Below are 15468 nucleotides of genomic sequence, written 5' to 3' on the forward strand. Positions count from 1 at the left end.
CGAACATGCCGGCCGCGACAAGGTCGCTGTCGCACCGCGCAGGTCACCGCCGTGACCCCGATCGGCTGAGTCAGCCGGGGTTGGGTTCGTCGTAAACAGTCAGGGCCCCGGCGAGGTCGAGGTCGGCGTTCGTGCCGTGTGCTCCGGCGCGGACGAGCAGCACTGCGCCGAGCGCGGTGCTCCAGAACGTCCTGGCCTCCACGTTGAGTGGTCGACGGGCCTTCCAGCCGCGACCGTCGATGAGCTGGCTCACGAAGCGCTCGGATTGCCGGAACAGGACCTGGAGGTGCTGGTCGATCACGGGGGCGAGTTCGGGCTTGGAGATCCCGGTTGCGAGTGCTCGCGCAACCGACGGGAGCGAGGGCAGGGACAGTACGGCGCGGGCGATGTTGCGCCGGAAGGTCGCCGCATCGGGGGCCTGACGACCGATGCGCTCGATCCGTCTTGCGTCGTGCAGCAGGCCGAGAAAAGCGGCGTGCACGATCAGCGAGTCCTTGGACCCGAAGTAGTAGGTGACCTGATTGGGGAAGACCCCCGCCGCGTTCGCGATCTCCGCGACGCTCACCTCGGCGCCGGGCCGCTCCTTGCAGAGCCGGGCAGTGACCTCAATCATTCGGCGCCGCGTGGTGCGACCACGGTCGAGCGCCGGGGTCGGCGTTGCCCGGGCTTCGGTTCGCTTCTTTTCCACACCTGGATTGTATGTGATACAACAAGATCCACCCGCTTGTACGGCATACAAGAAAGGTCGAAGCGCATGCGAGGGACAGAAGTCGTCGTGACTGGACTCGGCGCGATCACACCGCTCGGTGGAAACGTGGTTTCCACCTGGGACGCCCTGCTCGCCGGCGAGTCCGGCATCCGTGGCGGCGTCCTGCGCGACCATGAGGAAGCCGGTCTTCCCGATACCGTCGCGGGGACGATGGCGATCGACCCCGCCGAGTTGCTGCTGCCGGTGCGGGCCAGGCGGCTCGACCGGTCGCAGCAAGCAGCCCTCATCGCGGCGGCCGAAGCGTGGGCCGACGCCGACGCCCCGGACGTGGACCCGGACCGGCTCGCATCGGCGATCGGGACGGGCATCGGTGGTGTAGGGACGTTGTTGAAGGAAGACGACGTACTGGAGGCGGCCGGGACTCGGCGTGTCTCGCCACGCACTGTCCCGATGCTCATGCCCAATGCGGCGGCGGCACTGATCAGTATCGAATACGGTGCACGGGCCGGGGCTTACACGCCCGTCTCGGCGTGCTCCTCCGGTGCCGAGGCGATCGCTCTGGGCGCCAGGCTCATCCGCGCCGGTGAGGCGGACGTGGTCATCGCGGGCGGGACCGAGGCCGCGATCACCCCGATCACCGTCGCCGGTTTCACCCAGGCTCAAGCACTGTCGCGGCACACGTTCGACCCCGCTTCGGCGTCACGGCCGTTCGCCACGGACCGCAGCGGCTTCGTCCTCAGTGAGGGCGCCGCTGTCATGGTGCTCGAAAGCGCCGAGCACGCCGGCGCCCGGCGCGCGCGTGTCCACGCGGTGCTCGCGGGCGCCGGCATCGCCGCCGACGCTCACCACATCACGGCACCCTCTCCCGACGGCTCCGGTCAGGTCTCCGCCATGCGGAAGGCTCTCGCACAAGCCGGTTTGGCTCCCGAGCAGATCAGTCACATCAACGCTCACGCCACCGGAACTCCGGTTGGCGACGCCGCCGAGGCGCGCGCGCTCCGGGAGGTCTTCGGCCGCGCCACCACGACAGCCCCCAAGGCGGCACTCGGCCACCTCTTTGGCGCCGCCGGCGCGATCGAAGCGCTCATCGCCGTCCTCAGCGTGAAGCACGGCGTCATCCCGCCGACCCGCAACCTCACCAAGGCCGGCATCGATCCAGACATTGATCTCGATGTCGTCGCAGAGCGACGAGACATCCCCCAGGAGGCCGTGCTCAGCAATTCCTTCGGCTTCGGCGGACAGAACGTCTCACTTATCGTCACCAACGCCCGGCATTACGCGTCCCGTACAGCCACGACCACACCATGACTCGCGAGCACCCCTGTCCGTGGAGGGCCGCCGGTTGAAAGGGCGTCGCAAGACTCGTCCGACCGCGCATGCAGCCGCAGAGACGGGGATTGTCCGAGCAACGGCGCCGTTGAGGTGGGTGAACCGGCACCCGGCACACGGTTGCCGGCGAGACCCTGAACAGCGGCGCGAGCTGCCGCTCGGTGAGGTTCGTGCCGTGATGGACGGCCACCAGCGGCACCCGCTCCCGCCAGCGGCAGGCGCCACGGCCGACCGCCACCGCGACCGTTCCCGTTGTCCCGAACGACCTTCACCAGCCGCTCGAACCGCCGCATCCGCAACCCCGTGGACGTCTCCACCCACAACGACTCAGCCCCCATCACCCCACCCGCACATGAGAAATTGTCTGCATCCTTGCCGGCCCCTGTGGAGGTCCGACGCCGCGCCCTTATGATCGGCCCTGGCACATAGACGGAATACGGGGGCGAGGACATGACCGGCCGGGTGACGGCGGTGAGCAGCAACCAGACCTACTCGTTCAGCAAACCCAACCGTATGTCCGTCAGATTGATCGCCGGGCTGGGCATCGAAGGGGATGTCCACGCGGGCGAGACCATCCGCCACCAGTTCCGCATGACCTACGAGCCGGAGCTGCCGAACCTGCGCCAGGTGCACCTGATGCACGAGGAGTTGTTCGACGAGCTGGCCCTCAAGGGGTACGACGTATCGCCAGGCCAGCTCGGTGAGAACATCACCACCCAAGGCGTCGACCTTCTGGGGCTCCCCACCGGTGCGTTGCTCCGCCTCGGCACAGAGGCAGTGGTCGAGGTGACTGGCCTGCGCAATCCGTGCGCGAAGATCAACGACTTTCGCCCCGGGCTGTTGGGAGAGGTGTTCGCCCTGGACCCTGTGTCGGGGGACTTCACCTTCAAGTCCGGCATCATGGCGGTGGTCTGTCACGGCGGCCTCGTCCGTCCCCAGGATCCGATCGAGGTCGAGCTGCCACCCGGCCCCCACCGGCCGTTGGAACGGGTCTGACCCTGAAGCCCCGCGGGGAGCGGCCCGGCGGCGCACCAAACCCTGTGTGGGGGCGGGGCGGTGACCGACCCAAGAGAGCCGGCGCGCCGAACACCGACTGCGAAGATCACCGCAGCCGGTTGGGGGCGGCTCTCCTTGAGCGAGTGCCACCCCCAACTGATCTACGCCTGCTCCTTGTAGACGGCTTCGACGTTGTTGCCGTCCGGGTCGTCAACGAACGCGCAATAGGCGCGGTACTCAGGCCAAAGCCGGGGTTCGTACCGGGACGTGCCACCAGCGGCCAGGGCGGCCTCATAGAAGGTGTCAACCGAGGCTCGGTCGCGGGCGGTGAACGCGATGTGCGCTCCCCGGGTCACCGTGGCATCACCCGCGGGGTACAGACCGAAGGAAGGAGTGTCCAGCTCCTCCTCCCAGAACTCCGCTCCGCCGTCAGCCGCTTCCCCCACAACACCGAGAGGCTTGAGCGCGGCGGTGTAGAAGCGGGTGCTCGCCTCGAGGTCCGAGGCGATGAAGGTGACGTGGTGGATGAAGGGCCATCGTTGTGTCATGACCGCGCAGTCTACGAGTGCCAACGTCAAGGCTCGGCACCGGGCTTGATGTGACACCGCGTACGTCGACCCTGGCGGCGGCAAGGGCTCATTCGCTGCATCCCGTCCGCACTACCTGGGAGAGCCGCACCCGAATGAGATGAACTTCTTAGGACGGTGAAGTTTGCGGCCGGATGGGTCACCCTAGGACACCTCATCGAGCCGGACGTGGTCGTGGCCGGTGGTCCAGCTCAGGTCGTCGGTCCAGCCGGACGGGCCGGCCGGCGGTGCGGACTGCCCGACGCCGCGCAGGCCCTGTCGGGTGATGGCACGCAGGCACGGAACGAACTGCGGCTGGACGGCGGCACGAGCCGGCGCGGCAGCGGGAGTCGGCCGGACGTCCCCACAGCGGGATGCGGCGGGCAGCGAGCCCGGCACAGGGGCCGGCCACAGCAAGCAGGAGGACGGCACGGCTGGACAGCGGCGGGGGTGCCCGCACAACGGTGGCGCAGCGCAGTGACGGCAGGCGGCGCGGCCCCTGGGGCCGACGGCACAGCGGGCGGGGGCCGCAGGCGACGGCGCAGCAGACGGCGGGCGGGCAGGCGGGACGGCGGCGGCACACGGGCGAGCAGCGCGGTGCCGTCACTCGTCTGGGCCAGACCCGGGCCGCACCCGCCGCCCGCTATCCGAGCGTCAGCATCGCCTCGGCGACCTCGCCGATCTCCGCGTCGGGGATCGCGGTGGCGGCCTCCCCGAGGACGAGCAGCCGTGCCCCGGGGATCTCGCGCGCGAGCGCCTCGCCATTGCCGACGGGGAAGAACGGGTCGTGGCGGCCGTGGACGACGAGCACGGGAACCTCGATCTCGGGCAGGCGCCCGCGCCAGCGGGGTGTGCAGTCCAGCCTGGCGAACACCATGCCCATCTGGTTGGCCATGTGGACCGGGGGCGCGGTACCGGGCGTGCGGTCCCAGATGCGGGCGGCGGTCGCGCCTGCGGCGACGGGGTCGTCGCCGAGGATCTCCGCGCCGGCGGCGGCGAACTCCGCGACCGCCTCGCGGTCGGTCCAGTCGGGCAGCGGACGCGCGAACAGCCGGCCCATGGCCGCCCGGTCATGGTCGGGGAGGTCGTCGTCGGGCGGGCCGGGGGCGACCGCGCGGGTGCCGACCAGGGTGAGAGCCGAGAACGCGCCCGGATGGTCGAGCACGGCCACCTGGGCGACCATCCCGCCGACGCCGATCCCTCCGAGGTGCGCAGGCCCCCCGCCGAGCGCGTCGGCAAGGGCGGCCGCGTCGGCAGCGAGGTCGCGCAGGGTGTAGGCGGGCGCCTCGGGGTCCGTCGTCGTCGACTCGCCGCTGTCGCGCAGGTCGTAGCGCACCACACGGCGCCCACCGGCGGCGAGGCGCTCGCACAGCGCATCGGGCCAGGACAGCATCGTCGTCCCGCCCGCGAGCAGGACGAGTGGCGCGTCGTCCTCACCGAACGACTCGATGCCCAAGGCGATCCCATGGGCGTGGACAGTGGTCATCGGATCACCGGCAGACGTCGTAGGTCAGGTGGGTCGCGGACGATGTCGCGATCACGCCGCGCTGCGCCAGGCTTCGCGGCGCTCCGCCGGTGAACAGCGGTGTCCCGGCGCCCAGCACGATGGGCGCGAGGTGCAGCGACAGCACGTCGACCAGCCCGGCCTCCAGCGCCGAGCCGATCGTGGCACCGCCGCCCATGAGGACGACGTCGAGGTCCGAGCCGCTGTCCGACGAGGCCGCCTCGGCTCGCTCGCGCGCGGCGGTGACGGCGTCGGGCAGGCCGGTGGCGACGAACGTCCAGTCCAGGCCGGTCGTCCGCACCTCCCGCGGCGGTGTGCCGGTCACGACGACGAACGCCGGCCCGCCGACCTCGCCGGCGCCGTAGCCGGACGTGTCGCCCCAGCCGTTCGGCCCGTCGACCACGTCGAACAGGTGGCGGCCGAGGACGACGGCGCCCGTGCGGGCAGTCCCCTCGCGCAGGACCCGGCGATCGTCGGGGTCACCGGAGAACGCCCACGTGTGCAGGGCCTCGCCACCGGTACCCAGACCGTTGTCCGGACCCGGGTCGGGCCCGGTGACGAACCCGTCGAGTGAGATCGAGATGTCCGCGATGATTCGAGTCATACAAGGCAGACCCGATCCGCCGTCCAAACTCATCGCTCACGCGTGAAGCGTGTGGCGGATGAACCCCATCGCGCCAGCGGCGGCGGACGAAGGCAAGGTGGTGCGGGCGACCGCCGGGCAACGGGGCCTGGGCGTTGGTGATGTACGCCTGACGGTAGGGGCCGGTGGACGGACAGCAGACGTACGGCGCGCCGCGGCAGCCGACGCGACGACGGCGGCATACGGCCGGGCCGGGCTGGCGACGGCTTGCAGGCGGGGCTGCGATGGCACGGCAGAGGGCGGTGTTGGAAAGGTGACGGGGGGTGTGCGCCAGTTGGCGCGACGTGGATGTCGGGCCCGGGGACGTGTGACCAGGTCGCGGTCGACGGCGGCGGACAGTGCGGGCTGCGCGGCGGGCCGACAGCAACGACCCGGCGCAGACGGCACCGTGGCGGCGACGCCCAGGTGGCGGGCGGCGGCCGTGGTACGGCCAGTGGGCCTGGCACGTCGGAGGCGGCCAGTAGCCTCGGACACCATGGCAATTCAGGTAGATGTGATAGCGGGTCCGAGCGGCGATGAGTTGGAGAGGGCGCTGGGGCTGGGACCCCGACGAGGCGTACTGGCTCCAGGAGCAGGCCCGCGATGTCCGCCAAGGCTTCATGGATCCGAGGCAGAAGGCAGCGTTCGAAGAGCTCCTCGCCCGGCAGCCGGCCCGCGATGAACAGTGACGCGCCGGCTCACGCTGCGACGCTTGCGCGCCACTCCCCCGCCGACGTGATCGTCCCGCCGTAGACGGGTGGTTCCCTGAAGACTGAGTCCGGCGAGGTCATCGCGCTACGGGAGGAGTTGGCGGCGCGCCCCACACGCCGAGGTCCGGAGACTCCCCTTCCCCCAACAAGACGTTGACCTTGCCGCTGGCGACAGGGTTGCACGATGACACGCATGAACAGCACCGCACCGCAGAACAGCAGGACCGTCGTCGTCACCGGAGCCGGTACCGGCATCGGCCGGGCCACCGCCCGCGCCTTCGCCGCCGAAGGCGCCGACGTGGTTGCGATCGGACGACGAAGCGAACCGCTCAAGGAGACCGCGGCCGGGCACGACCGGATCACGCCGCTGCCCGCCGACATCACCGCCGAGGGCGAGCCCGAGCGGATCGTCCAGACCGTGGCGGGGACACACGGCCGATTGGACGTGCTCGTCAACAACGCCGGCATCGTGCGCAGCGGCGCTCTCGGCACGCTCGTGCCGGAGGTGATCACGGGTCAGCTTGCCACCAACCTCGTCGCCCCCATCCTGCTGTCCCAGGCTGCGCTGCCGTTCCTGTCGACGTCGGGCGGAGTGATCGTCAATGTCAGTACGTCGGTGGGGCAACGGGCTTGGCCAGGCAGCTCGGTCTACGCGGCGACCAAGACTGCCCTGGAACTGCTGACCCGCAGTTGGGCGGTCGAGCTGGCGCCCCGCGGGGTCCGGGTGGTGGCGGTGGCCCCCGGCGCGATCGACACTCCCATCGGCGAGCACCAGGGGCTGACGCCGGAGCGGATGGCCGCAGTGCGGGAGTGGCAGCTGGCGCACACCCCGCTGTCCAGGATCGGCCGGCCCGAGGAGGTGGCCTGGGCGATCACCCAGCTTGCCGCACCGGCCGCCTCGTTCGTCACCGGAGTGATACTCCCGGTCGACGGCGGAGCGGTCGTGGCGTGATAGAAGGGGCCCGGGAGGTGGAACGGGTGCGGATCGGTGAGCTGGCCAGGACAACTGGGACGACCGCTCGTGCTCTACGGCACTACGAGCAGGCAGGACTGATCTCCTCCCAGCGGGCCTCCAATGGCTACCGCATCTACGACGAGCGAGCCGTGGTGCGAGTCCGCAACATCCGCTACCTGGTGGCCGCCGGGCTCACCCTGGACGACGTGCGCGTGTTCCTGCCGTGCCTGGACGGCGATGTTGCTGCCGCGCCACCCTCGGGCAAGGGCCTGCGGGTCGCGCTGGATCGGCTGGCGGTCCTCAACGAACGGATCGCCGCCCAGACCGAGGCCCGCGACAGGCTGGAAGTCGCACTCCGGGGTGCGATCGGACCCGTCCGGTGACCTGACCGGTTGCCTCACTGCCGACCGGCGAAGAGCTGGCGGAGGAAGAGGAGACAGCCTCGATCGGACACGTCTCCGGCCCCGGCGTCTCGCGAACCGGCGCGGACGAGACGCTCGGTACGGGGCCCGGGCAGCGCATGCGGGCGGGCGGTGTCGGGGTGTCGGGGGTGGAGCCGGGCTCGACGTCGGAGACCCACAGCGAGCTACCGTCGGGACGGCCGGGCACCGCATCGCCGCCCGAAGCTCTTGGGCTTCCGGCTGAACCACAGGTCGTCGCGGGTGTCGCCGAGGATCACGTGACTCACGGCCTCGGCCGGCAGCGGGGCCCAGCACCACGTGCAGGTCCGGGGCCCGAGCGGCGAGCACGTCGATGCCCTCGTGCAGATGACGGTAGCCGGTGGCCGCGGAGACGCCGGCCTCCCGGACCGGTCAGTGCATGCGGCCCCGCTCGCACAACCAGCGCAGCACCAGCAGCACCTGGCGAGACGGGCCCAGCGCCCGCGAGCGCTTCGGGGTGCGCAGCCGCCTGCGGTTCCCATCGAGCAGACGGGCCAGGCGCTCCACCGCAGGGCGCCGGACGTCGGCGCAGCGGCGGTCGGCCGGCGCCGACCAACGGAGTGTGGGCCGCGGAACCGTGGCGGACAACGACGACGGCGGGACGGTGAGAACACCGTGGCGGGCGGCGGGACCACACAGGGACGGCGGCGACCCGGCACGGGGGGCTGACCGCGTCAGTACCCGCCGAAGCTGAAACCGCCCGTGAACCCGCCTGTTCCTCCGGTGCCCGTGCCACCGCCCCAGTCGCGGGACGGGCGACTGGTTGGCGGGGGTGAGGTGAAGGTGCGGTAGTCCTCGTGGAACAGTTCTCGCCACCAGCTCTCGAAGCTGACACCTTCAAGCTCCCGCTCCGTCTCGGTGATCGCCGTACTGTCCCACCGCACCACGGTCGGCTTCAGGTCTTTGAGCGTCCGGCGCAGCCCCGGCAGGTCGACGGGTGGGCTCTCCCGGGGCGAAGCCTTTGCGGATTGGTCGCCGGCGGTTACGTCGTGCCGGAAGACGTACACGGTCGGCCTGCCGTTCGTTGCGATGGACCATCCCCAGATGGACCGTTCGGCCAGCTCGGCCCTGCGGCGGCGGGCTTCCGCTTCCCGCCGCGCTGCCTCGGCGGCCTTGTCCTTCTCGGCCTGGATCGCTCGCCACACTTCCTGGCGGACCGGGTGGTAGGCCCCACTGGCCTCCTGCATGACCCGTTCGTATCGCCGCCGGGTCTTCTCCCAGTCGCGCAGGGCGCGGCGTGCGGCGAAGGGCTTCCTCCGTGGGACAGACCCGGCGCGGCGGTGGGCGGCGACCAGCTCGGCGCTGATGTCGTCCACGGCGGTGGCATAGGCGAGGGCGGCTTCGACCCAGCGGCGGCAGGTCCGCGCTGTGCACGGTACGAGACAGTCCTCCCGCCAGGTCGGGAGGGGGGCGCCCGCCGCGTCGAACTGAAACTGCCGGATCGCGTCGCGCCGCTGAGGGGTCCGCACCAAGAAAAAGGGGTCCGCGGAGAAAGGATCAGCGCGCCCCGCGTCGAGAAGCCATTCGGGCCGGTGTTCCGTGACGCGGACTTTGCCGTCCCTGGGACCGACCTGTTCGCCGTCCTTCTGTTCCGGTAGCGACGGCCTGTAACGAGTGAGGTACGGCAGCACTGGGCGACTCATCGGCTACACCCCCGAGTTCCGACCATCATGGTGCCCTCATACCCGACCGCCAGGCAACGCACCCCGCACACCGCGCGGTCGTCGGCCGCGGCACCGGCCGGGGCGGCAGCCGGTAATCGGACGACGGCAGAGTCAGAGCCTGGCCGCACCGACGACCAACACAGCGCCGACACGCCAACGCCCGGGGTACGGGAGGCCGGGGCGGAACCGGACCGGCGGGGTCGGGGCGGCGGAGTCGGGCGGAGGCCGGGCACACCGCCAGCAGCACGGCGACGCCCCGGCGTCGCGCGACGACCCGCCGGCGGGACAGCGACCGGCGCGCGGGCCGCGACGTGCCGACAGCGGCAACCGTGTGAGCGGCCGCGGGATGACGGACACCCCGGCGGCGGAGCGGCGGCCGGGTGCGACAGGGCCACGGTCACACGGCGGGCGGTCTGAGCCCGTTCCAGGCGGGCAGGCGGGCGTCTCCCAGCACGTTTGCAGGCGTGTGTCCGGGCAAGGAGGGCTGGGACAGGTCGCGGCAGGGCAGTTGAGGAGCAGAGGGTGATTTCCCAGGAGCAGCTCACAAGTCTGACCCGGCAGCCGGTCCACGACGCGGACGGGGTGAAAGTCGGGGATGTGGTCCATGTCCTGCTGGACGACACCACCGGCAGGGCGGAGTGGGCGCGGGTGCACAGCGACTCGTCGGGGCCGGGCGACGTCTTCGTGCCTTTGAGGGAGGCCGTTCTCGTCGGCGACCGCGTACAGGTCCCGTTCACCAGGGCCACCATGGAGGCCGCGGCGAAAGTGGACGTCCAGGGGCGTCACGTACTGTCCGTGGCCGATGAGGAAAAGCTGTTTGCCTGCTTCGGCCTGAGGGACATTCGCGCTCAGGTGAACGCGGAGCAAGGCTCCGGGTGGTCGCGAATGGACCGGGCCGACGACATCCGAGCAGGCGCTGACGGGCACGAAGGCGCCCGGACACGGCTGCGTCTCCTTGAGGACGACCGCGCCTGACGCTCGCCTTCGCTGACGTGCGTGAAGCCGGGGCCTCACAGGCTCCGGCTTCCGACGCGCTCCGGGGCTCGGGGCGCGCTCGGGGTACCCCCGACGAGCGGCGGAAGGACGAAACGGCGCCCGTACAGCGGCAGCGGCGCCGGAGTGCCGGGGCCGGCAGCCGGCTGCCGAGGCGCCGGCGACGGGCCGGAGGCACTCCCGGCGCGCAAGCCTGCAGTCAGCCGACGGCACGGGCTTCCGCCCGCCGGCTGCCGGACGACAGATCGGACTTCCCAGCGCGTGCCAAGCTCTGGATTGGCTCAACACCCTCGCCACGCGGTCATCCATGTGATGCGATGCCGAAAGGATCACAGAGCGGGGGGACTCGACGAGGACACGTAGGAAGGCTCGGCTGTTCGCGGCGGGGGCCGTGATCGTTTTGTTGGGGCGGGTAGCGCGGCGTCCGGTGCAACCGCCGGAGGCAGGGCGCTGGAGGGCGGCGAAGGGCCGCTGTACAGCCTGGGCTTTGCGACGTTCGTGGCCGGCAAGGGCTACTGGTTCACCTGTCCGCCGTTGACCAACCGTTCCTCCCAAGTCGTGGAGGTGCTGGGGGCGGAACTGGTGAACGCGCCGGCGGGCTGGCGGACGGGAGAGGTCAGGGCGGTCGACTGGCGGGACGACCCGGTGGGGTTGGGAGCGTATGACGAGACCTTCGCCACCACGCCCATGACGCGAGAGGACCGCTCCAAGCAGCCGGTACGCATTGAGCCCGGTGAGCGCAGCACCGTCCGGTACATGGTGCGCGCCGAACCCCGGTCGGCGTCCGGTCACAACACGGCTCTTGCAGCCGGGCGTTAAGGGGCCCGTCGCGCGGTGCGCCGTCGGCTTTGACGGGGCCCGGGGTAACCGGAATGTCCACCTGAATCGCTCAAGCGCCGGGCGTCCGCGAGCACGTCGACCTGACCCACCAGCGCGAGGCCCTCAAACCCGACCGAGAGGAAGCCTCCGGGCTGACGCAGCCGGCGTGAAGGTACGCGTCATCAACTCGGCCCCCTCGCCCAGATGAACGGCCGTAGCCTGGAGCGACCTCTCACGGAGTCGACCAGCGAGAGCCACCGCCGCAACAGACAGACAGCACACGGCTGCAAGGCGGCAGCCGGCGGCACGGCCGGGGGCGGGCGGGGCCGCGGGTACGGCAACGGCAGGCGGGCAACACGGTCCGGCGCGGCGACCGAGCGGCGGCTCCGCGGCGAGCGACCAGTCGGCAGGAAGCCGCGCCACCACCACGCCCTGGCGGCACTTACGGCGGCGCCCAGCCGACAGTAGCGAGGCCGCCAGGGGGCAGCACCCCGGCGCACCGAAGCCGAGCCGAGCGGGCCGAGCTGCCGCGGGCGGGTGGGAACAGCAGCCGGAACGCGTTCGGAGACAATACCGATCATGGACTATGGCGTGTGGGAACCGGCGCGACTTGGACAGATCGAGCTGTTGGACGGTCGGCGCCTGGGCTGGTCGGAATGGGGACCGGCCGACGGCGCCCCGGTGCTGGTGTGCCCGGGGGCCGCCACCAGCAGGTGGCTGGGTTTCGGCGGCGGCGTCGTCGACTCGGCCGGGATCCGGCTCATCAGTGTGGACCGGCCCGGCCTCGGCGCTTCCGACCCGGCCCCCGGCCGGACCCTGACCAGCTGGGCGACCGACATCCAGCATTTCATCCAGGAACAGGATCTACGCACGCCGTTGGCGGTGGGGTTCTCTCAGGGGGCACCGTTCGCCCTCGCCCTGGCGGCAAGGGATCTGGTGGCGGCGGTGGCCGTGGTGTCCGGCAGCGATGAGCTCGCCCATCCTCGCTTCGCGCATTCGCTGACCCCGCAGGTGAGGGACATGGTGGAGGCTGTCGCGGCCGACCCCGACGCTGCTGAGGCATCCTTCGCCGGATTCGGCAGCCCCGACGCACTGTGGAACCTGATCATCACGACCAGTCCTGAGGCCGATCGCACGGTCTACACCGACGAACATTTCCAGCACGCCTTCCGGCGCGCGATGGACGAGGCGTTCAGCCAGGGCTCAGCAGGCTACGCCCGCGACACCGTCCTGGCGATGGACCGCTGGCCATTCGACCCGGCCGGCATCACCGTCCCGGTCGACCTCTGGTACGGACAGCAGGACACCAGCCCGGTCCACTCTCCCGATCTGGGCGAATCACTCACCCAGATGATCCCGACGGCAACCCGCTACCTGCTGCCCGCCGCGGCGGGCTCCCTGCTCTGGACGCACACCGAAGCCATCCTGCACACCCTGTTGGCCCACGTCCGATGACGGTGGCGGAACCGAGCAGTCCAGCCGCGACCAACCGGCTGGGCCGGGAGTCGAACGGCGCTCCACGCCAGTGCCTCCGGCAGCGGCGAACACCTTCTACTCACTCTCGAACGACAGCGGCACGACGGCGGCACATCGGACTGCCGCAGCAGCGGCCTGCCACGTAGAGTTCCCGGTCATGACTGTGCTGCGAGGCGCCTCCGTCACCCTCCGCCCCACTGTCCGCGAGGACATCCACGCCTTGGCCGCCATCCGGGCCACACCTGAAGTGCGTGCACGCTGGAGAGGCGGAGACGATCTCGAGGCCGACACCGCAGCCGCACTCGAGAGCTCCGACACCCGGTGTATGACCGTCGACCACCGGCAGCGGATCATCGGCATGATCCAGTGGTACGCCGAGGAAGAGCCGGACTACCGGCACGCGGGCATCGACCTCTTCCTCGACCCCACCACGCACGGCAGGGGCCTGGGCACCGACGCCGTACGAACACTCGCCTGCCATCTTGTCGATGCCCACGGCTACCACCGGCTGGTCATCGACCCCGCAGCCGACAACACTGCGGCGATCCGCTGTTACGCCAAGGTCGGCTTCCGACCGGTCGGCATCATGCGACAGTACGAGCGTGGCCAGGACGGCACCTGGCACGACGGCCTCCTGATGGACCTCCTGGCCACCGAACTGGTGCGCTGACCAGCCCGACCACCGCCCAGGGCACCCGCAGCCAGCCCCCATGACAGCAGAGCAGGCACCCACCGCCATGATCGCAGAGCGTCACAACCCGCTGACTAGGCGGCCTGCGCTTCCTCGACCACGGCCCACGCCGACCACCGGCTGCCTGCGCGATCCTCTCAGCATCGCCGACGATTCCGCCGGGGAAGCCGCCAAGCGCGCCGCAACGGTCCGTTGACAACCCCTGGGTCTCAGACGCCAGGCGGCCCCCTGTTCGTTCCGGCACGGACGGCTGACGGGATTGTGCGGATTCATTATGTTTGATCCCATATGTATGGGTGAGCCGGAAGGGCCCAGTGCGAGGAAGCAGGGGACTCAAGCTCACCCGAGAGCAGATCCCGGCCGTGCTCACCATCCCGACCGCGACGCCGACAGGATCCGCCGGAACCTGCCCGTGCGGCATGAGGAGGTCCGGATCGAAGGCGAGCCGATCACCAACGGATTTCTCGCACCCCCGTCATGGTCCGCGCCGCGGACCGTATCGCCTGTTGAACGAGGAGCAGCGCCATGGCCAAGGTCGATCAACCGCTGACCGATGACAGCATCAAGGTTCGCCAGCTCAGCCACTACCAGTTCAGCTGGGTCGCCGGGGACCCCGGCGCGCCCGGCACCTTCACCCTGCAGCTCGTCCTGGACGAAGGTGCTTGGGAAGAGGTACTGACGGTGGACGCCAGTGACGCCGACGTGCTGCAGGACCTGCTGGTGAACACCGGAACGGTGCACTACGACGTCGCCCGCCGCACTTTGATGTTCGGTGTTACCGCCGCGGGCAGCTGAACGCCCCGTCCGCCGCCCTGCCACCGGCAGGGGTGCTCACCGACGTACCACTCACGCCGTCCGGCCGAAATCCGCAACCTGTCAGCGGCCGGGTGCGGCGCCGCCCCTTCGCGCCCAGTCGGCGAGTCCCGTCCGGGCGCGTCGCCGTTCGTACGCGCGCCCATCGCGCCCGCGGCAGGCGGCCCGCGGCGGGCACGGCGCAGCTACCGGCCGAAGCCCGGCGTTCCGGGCGGTGGCGCAGCCCACCGACACGCCCCGTGGGGGCACGGCGACGGTACGACCGGCGGGTCGGCAACCCCACGGAGCCCTGAACACCATCAGGTTCCACTCAGCACCGACTGACAAGTCTGTCTCCCAACCGCTCCTCCACTTCACTCGCGGCGACCAGGTCGTGCGGCCGCACGGGCCAGCAGTAATGGGGCCGCGACGACCGCCGCCACACCGTCGGCGCACGGCCTGTCACCGAGTTGGCCGTATGTCGCGTGACTCGGGGCCGATAGCGGCGTTTTCGAGCAGTACACGCCGTACAGTCGCGGCGAGTTTTCGTCCACAGGGAGATCACCATGTCACGTATGAAGAGGGCGGTCGCCGTTGCCGCCACCGCCGGAACCGTTCTGATCGGCGGAGCCGGCATGGCCAGCGCCGACGCCGACGCCGACGCGGCGGCCGTAGGCTCCCCCGGTGTTCTGTCCGGGAACATCGTCCAGCTGCCGATCCACATTCCGATCAACGTCTGCGGCAACACGGTCAACATCGTGGGCCTGCTCAACCCCGCGTTCGGCAACACCTGCATCAACGACGGTGGCTCGAAGAAGGGTCACGACGACGGCAAGCACAGCGGGTACAGCGACATGCGCTGACTGCACTTCAGTCAGCGTCGCAGTGGGAGCTGCCCCGCGGCCGTCGGGGACGTCCGTCGGCCGCGGGGCAGGATCGCGAAGGCGCCGGGGCACAGCCACTGGGTGACACCCCAGTCCGGTACCGTCTTCGCAATGCCGCCCGCCGGTCCGTTCCACGCCGGACGGTGAAGGCGCGGGGCAGGCGCTGTCCCACGACAGTGCCTGCCCCAAGGCCGGATCGACTGGCCGGACGATCGCCGCGCTGTTCACTGCGGAGGACTGGCGGCCAGAACCGGCTCGAGCGTGCGAAGCATGTCTGGTTGCGCGGCCGGGTCGGCGGCAGTGCCCGCACAGCCCCGC

16 protein-coding genes and 1 pseudogene are annotated in these 15468 nt (G+C 70.7%); 11 read left to right on the forward strand and 6 right to left on the reverse strand.

Features of this window, described 5'->3' with window-relative positions:
* Positions 1-70: 70 nt before the first annotated feature.
* Positions 71-688 (reverse strand): TetR/AcrR family transcriptional regulator C-terminal domain-containing protein, encoded by a 618-nt coding sequence (locus AC07DW_RS22170; RefSeq protein WP_478859398.1) that lies wholly within the window; start codon positions 686-688, stop codon positions 71-73.
* A 66-nt stretch (positions 689-754) separates the two neighbouring features.
* Between AC07DW_RS22170 and AC07DW_RS22175 the strand changes: the two genes are divergently transcribed.
* Complete coding sequence (locus AC07DW_RS22175) at positions 755-2017, forward strand: beta-ketoacyl-[acyl-carrier-protein] synthase family protein (protein ID WP_478859399.1); 1263 nt, start codon at positions 755-757, stop codon at positions 2015-2017.
* A gap of 127 nt (positions 2018-2144) precedes the next feature.
* Here AC07DW_RS22175 and AC07DW_RS22180 read toward each other — a convergent pair.
* Positions 2145-2376 (reverse strand): annotated as a pseudogene (locus AC07DW_RS22180) (transposase family protein); the annotation flags it as partial.
* Between the two features lie 112 nt (positions 2377-2488).
* Between AC07DW_RS22180 and AC07DW_RS22185 the strand changes: the two are divergent.
* A complete protein-coding gene (locus AC07DW_RS22185; protein WP_478859400.1) occupies positions 2489-3034 on the forward strand; it encodes an MOSC domain-containing protein in 546 nt (181 codons plus the stop codon).
* A gap of 161 nt (positions 3035-3195) precedes the next feature.
* On the opposite strand, the gene AC07DW_RS22190 is transcribed toward AC07DW_RS22185, so the two are convergent.
* From AC07DW_RS22190 to AC07DW_RS22200, 3 genes are all read right to left on the reverse strand, one after another.
* Positions 3196-3582, reverse strand: coding sequence for a VOC family protein (locus tag AC07DW_RS22190; protein WP_478859401.1), 387 nt, complete (start codon positions 3580-3582; stop codon positions 3196-3198).
* Between the two features lie 661 nt (positions 3583-4243).
* Positions 4244-5086: an alpha/beta fold hydrolase gene (locus AC07DW_RS22195; RefSeq protein WP_478859402.1), complete on the reverse strand. Its 843-nt coding sequence runs from the start codon at positions 5084-5086 to the stop codon at positions 4244-4246.
* 4 nt (positions 5087-5090) lie between these two features.
* The gene (locus AC07DW_RS22200) at positions 5091-5708 is read right to left on the reverse strand and encodes a dihydrofolate reductase family protein (protein ID WP_478859403.1); all 618 of its coding nucleotides are present in this window, start codon (positions 5706-5708) and stop codon (positions 5091-5093) included.
* Between the two features lie 554 nt (positions 5709-6262).
* Between AC07DW_RS22200 and AC07DW_RS22205 the strand changes: the two genes are divergently transcribed.
* The 3 genes from AC07DW_RS22205 (at position 6263) to AC07DW_RS22215 (ending at position 7774) form a co-directional block, all read left to right on the forward strand.
* Positions 6263-6415, forward strand: a complete 153-nt coding sequence (locus AC07DW_RS22205; RefSeq protein WP_478859466.1) for a hypothetical protein — start codon at positions 6263-6265, stop codon at positions 6413-6415.
* A 205-nt stretch (positions 6416-6620) separates the two neighbouring features.
* Positions 6621-7388, forward strand: coding sequence for an SDR family NAD(P)-dependent oxidoreductase (locus tag AC07DW_RS22210; RefSeq protein WP_478859404.1), 768 nt, complete (start codon positions 6621-6623; stop codon positions 7386-7388).
* A gap of 26 nt (positions 7389-7414) precedes the next feature.
* A complete protein-coding gene (locus AC07DW_RS22215; protein WP_478859461.1) occupies positions 7415-7774 on the forward strand; it encodes a MerR family transcriptional regulator in 360 nt (119 codons plus the stop codon).
* Positions 7775-8505: 731 nt separating this feature from the next.
* Here AC07DW_RS22215 and AC07DW_RS22220 read toward each other — a convergent pair.
* Entirely contained in the window at positions 8506-9462 is a 957-nt protein-coding gene (locus AC07DW_RS22220) for a hypothetical protein (protein ID WP_478859405.1), read from the reverse strand.
* A gap of 555 nt (positions 9463-10017) precedes the next feature.
* Here AC07DW_RS22220 and AC07DW_RS22225 point away from each other — a divergent pair.
* The 6 genes from AC07DW_RS22225 (at position 10018) to AC07DW_RS22250 (ending at position 15129) form a co-directional block, all read left to right on the forward strand.
* Positions 10018-10470 carry a PRC-barrel domain-containing protein gene (locus AC07DW_RS22225; RefSeq protein WP_478859406.1) on the forward strand — a complete coding sequence of 151 codons (453 nt, stop codon included), beginning with the start codon at positions 10018-10020 and terminating at the stop codon, positions 10468-10470.
* Between the two features lie 516 nt (positions 10471-10986).
* Positions 10987-11307 carry a hypothetical protein gene (locus tag AC07DW_RS22230; protein WP_478859407.1) on the forward strand — a complete coding sequence of 107 codons (321 nt, stop codon included), beginning with the start codon at positions 10987-10989 and terminating at the stop codon, positions 11305-11307.
* Between the two features lie 579 nt (positions 11308-11886).
* On the forward strand, positions 11887-12762 hold the full coding sequence (locus AC07DW_RS22235; RefSeq protein ID WP_478859408.1) for an alpha/beta fold hydrolase: 876 nt from the start codon (positions 11887-11889) through the stop codon (positions 12760-12762).
* A 178-nt stretch (positions 12763-12940) separates the two neighbouring features.
* Positions 12941-13453: a GNAT family N-acetyltransferase gene (locus AC07DW_RS22240; protein WP_478859409.1), complete on the forward strand. Its 513-nt coding sequence runs from the start codon at positions 12941-12943 to the stop codon at positions 13451-13453.
* 546 nt (positions 13454-13999) lie between these two features.
* Entirely contained in the window at positions 14000-14269 is a 270-nt protein-coding gene (locus AC07DW_RS22245; protein WP_478859410.1) for a hypothetical protein, read from the forward strand.
* Positions 14270-14832: 563 nt separating this feature from the next.
* Positions 14833-15129 carry a chaplin gene (locus tag AC07DW_RS22250; RefSeq protein ID WP_478859411.1) on the forward strand — a complete coding sequence of 99 codons (297 nt, stop codon included), beginning with the start codon at positions 14833-14835 and terminating at the stop codon, positions 15127-15129.
* The last annotated feature ends 339 nt before the right edge of the window (positions 15130-15468 follow it).

The organism is Streptomyces sp. NPDC045701 (assembly GCF_056432045.1).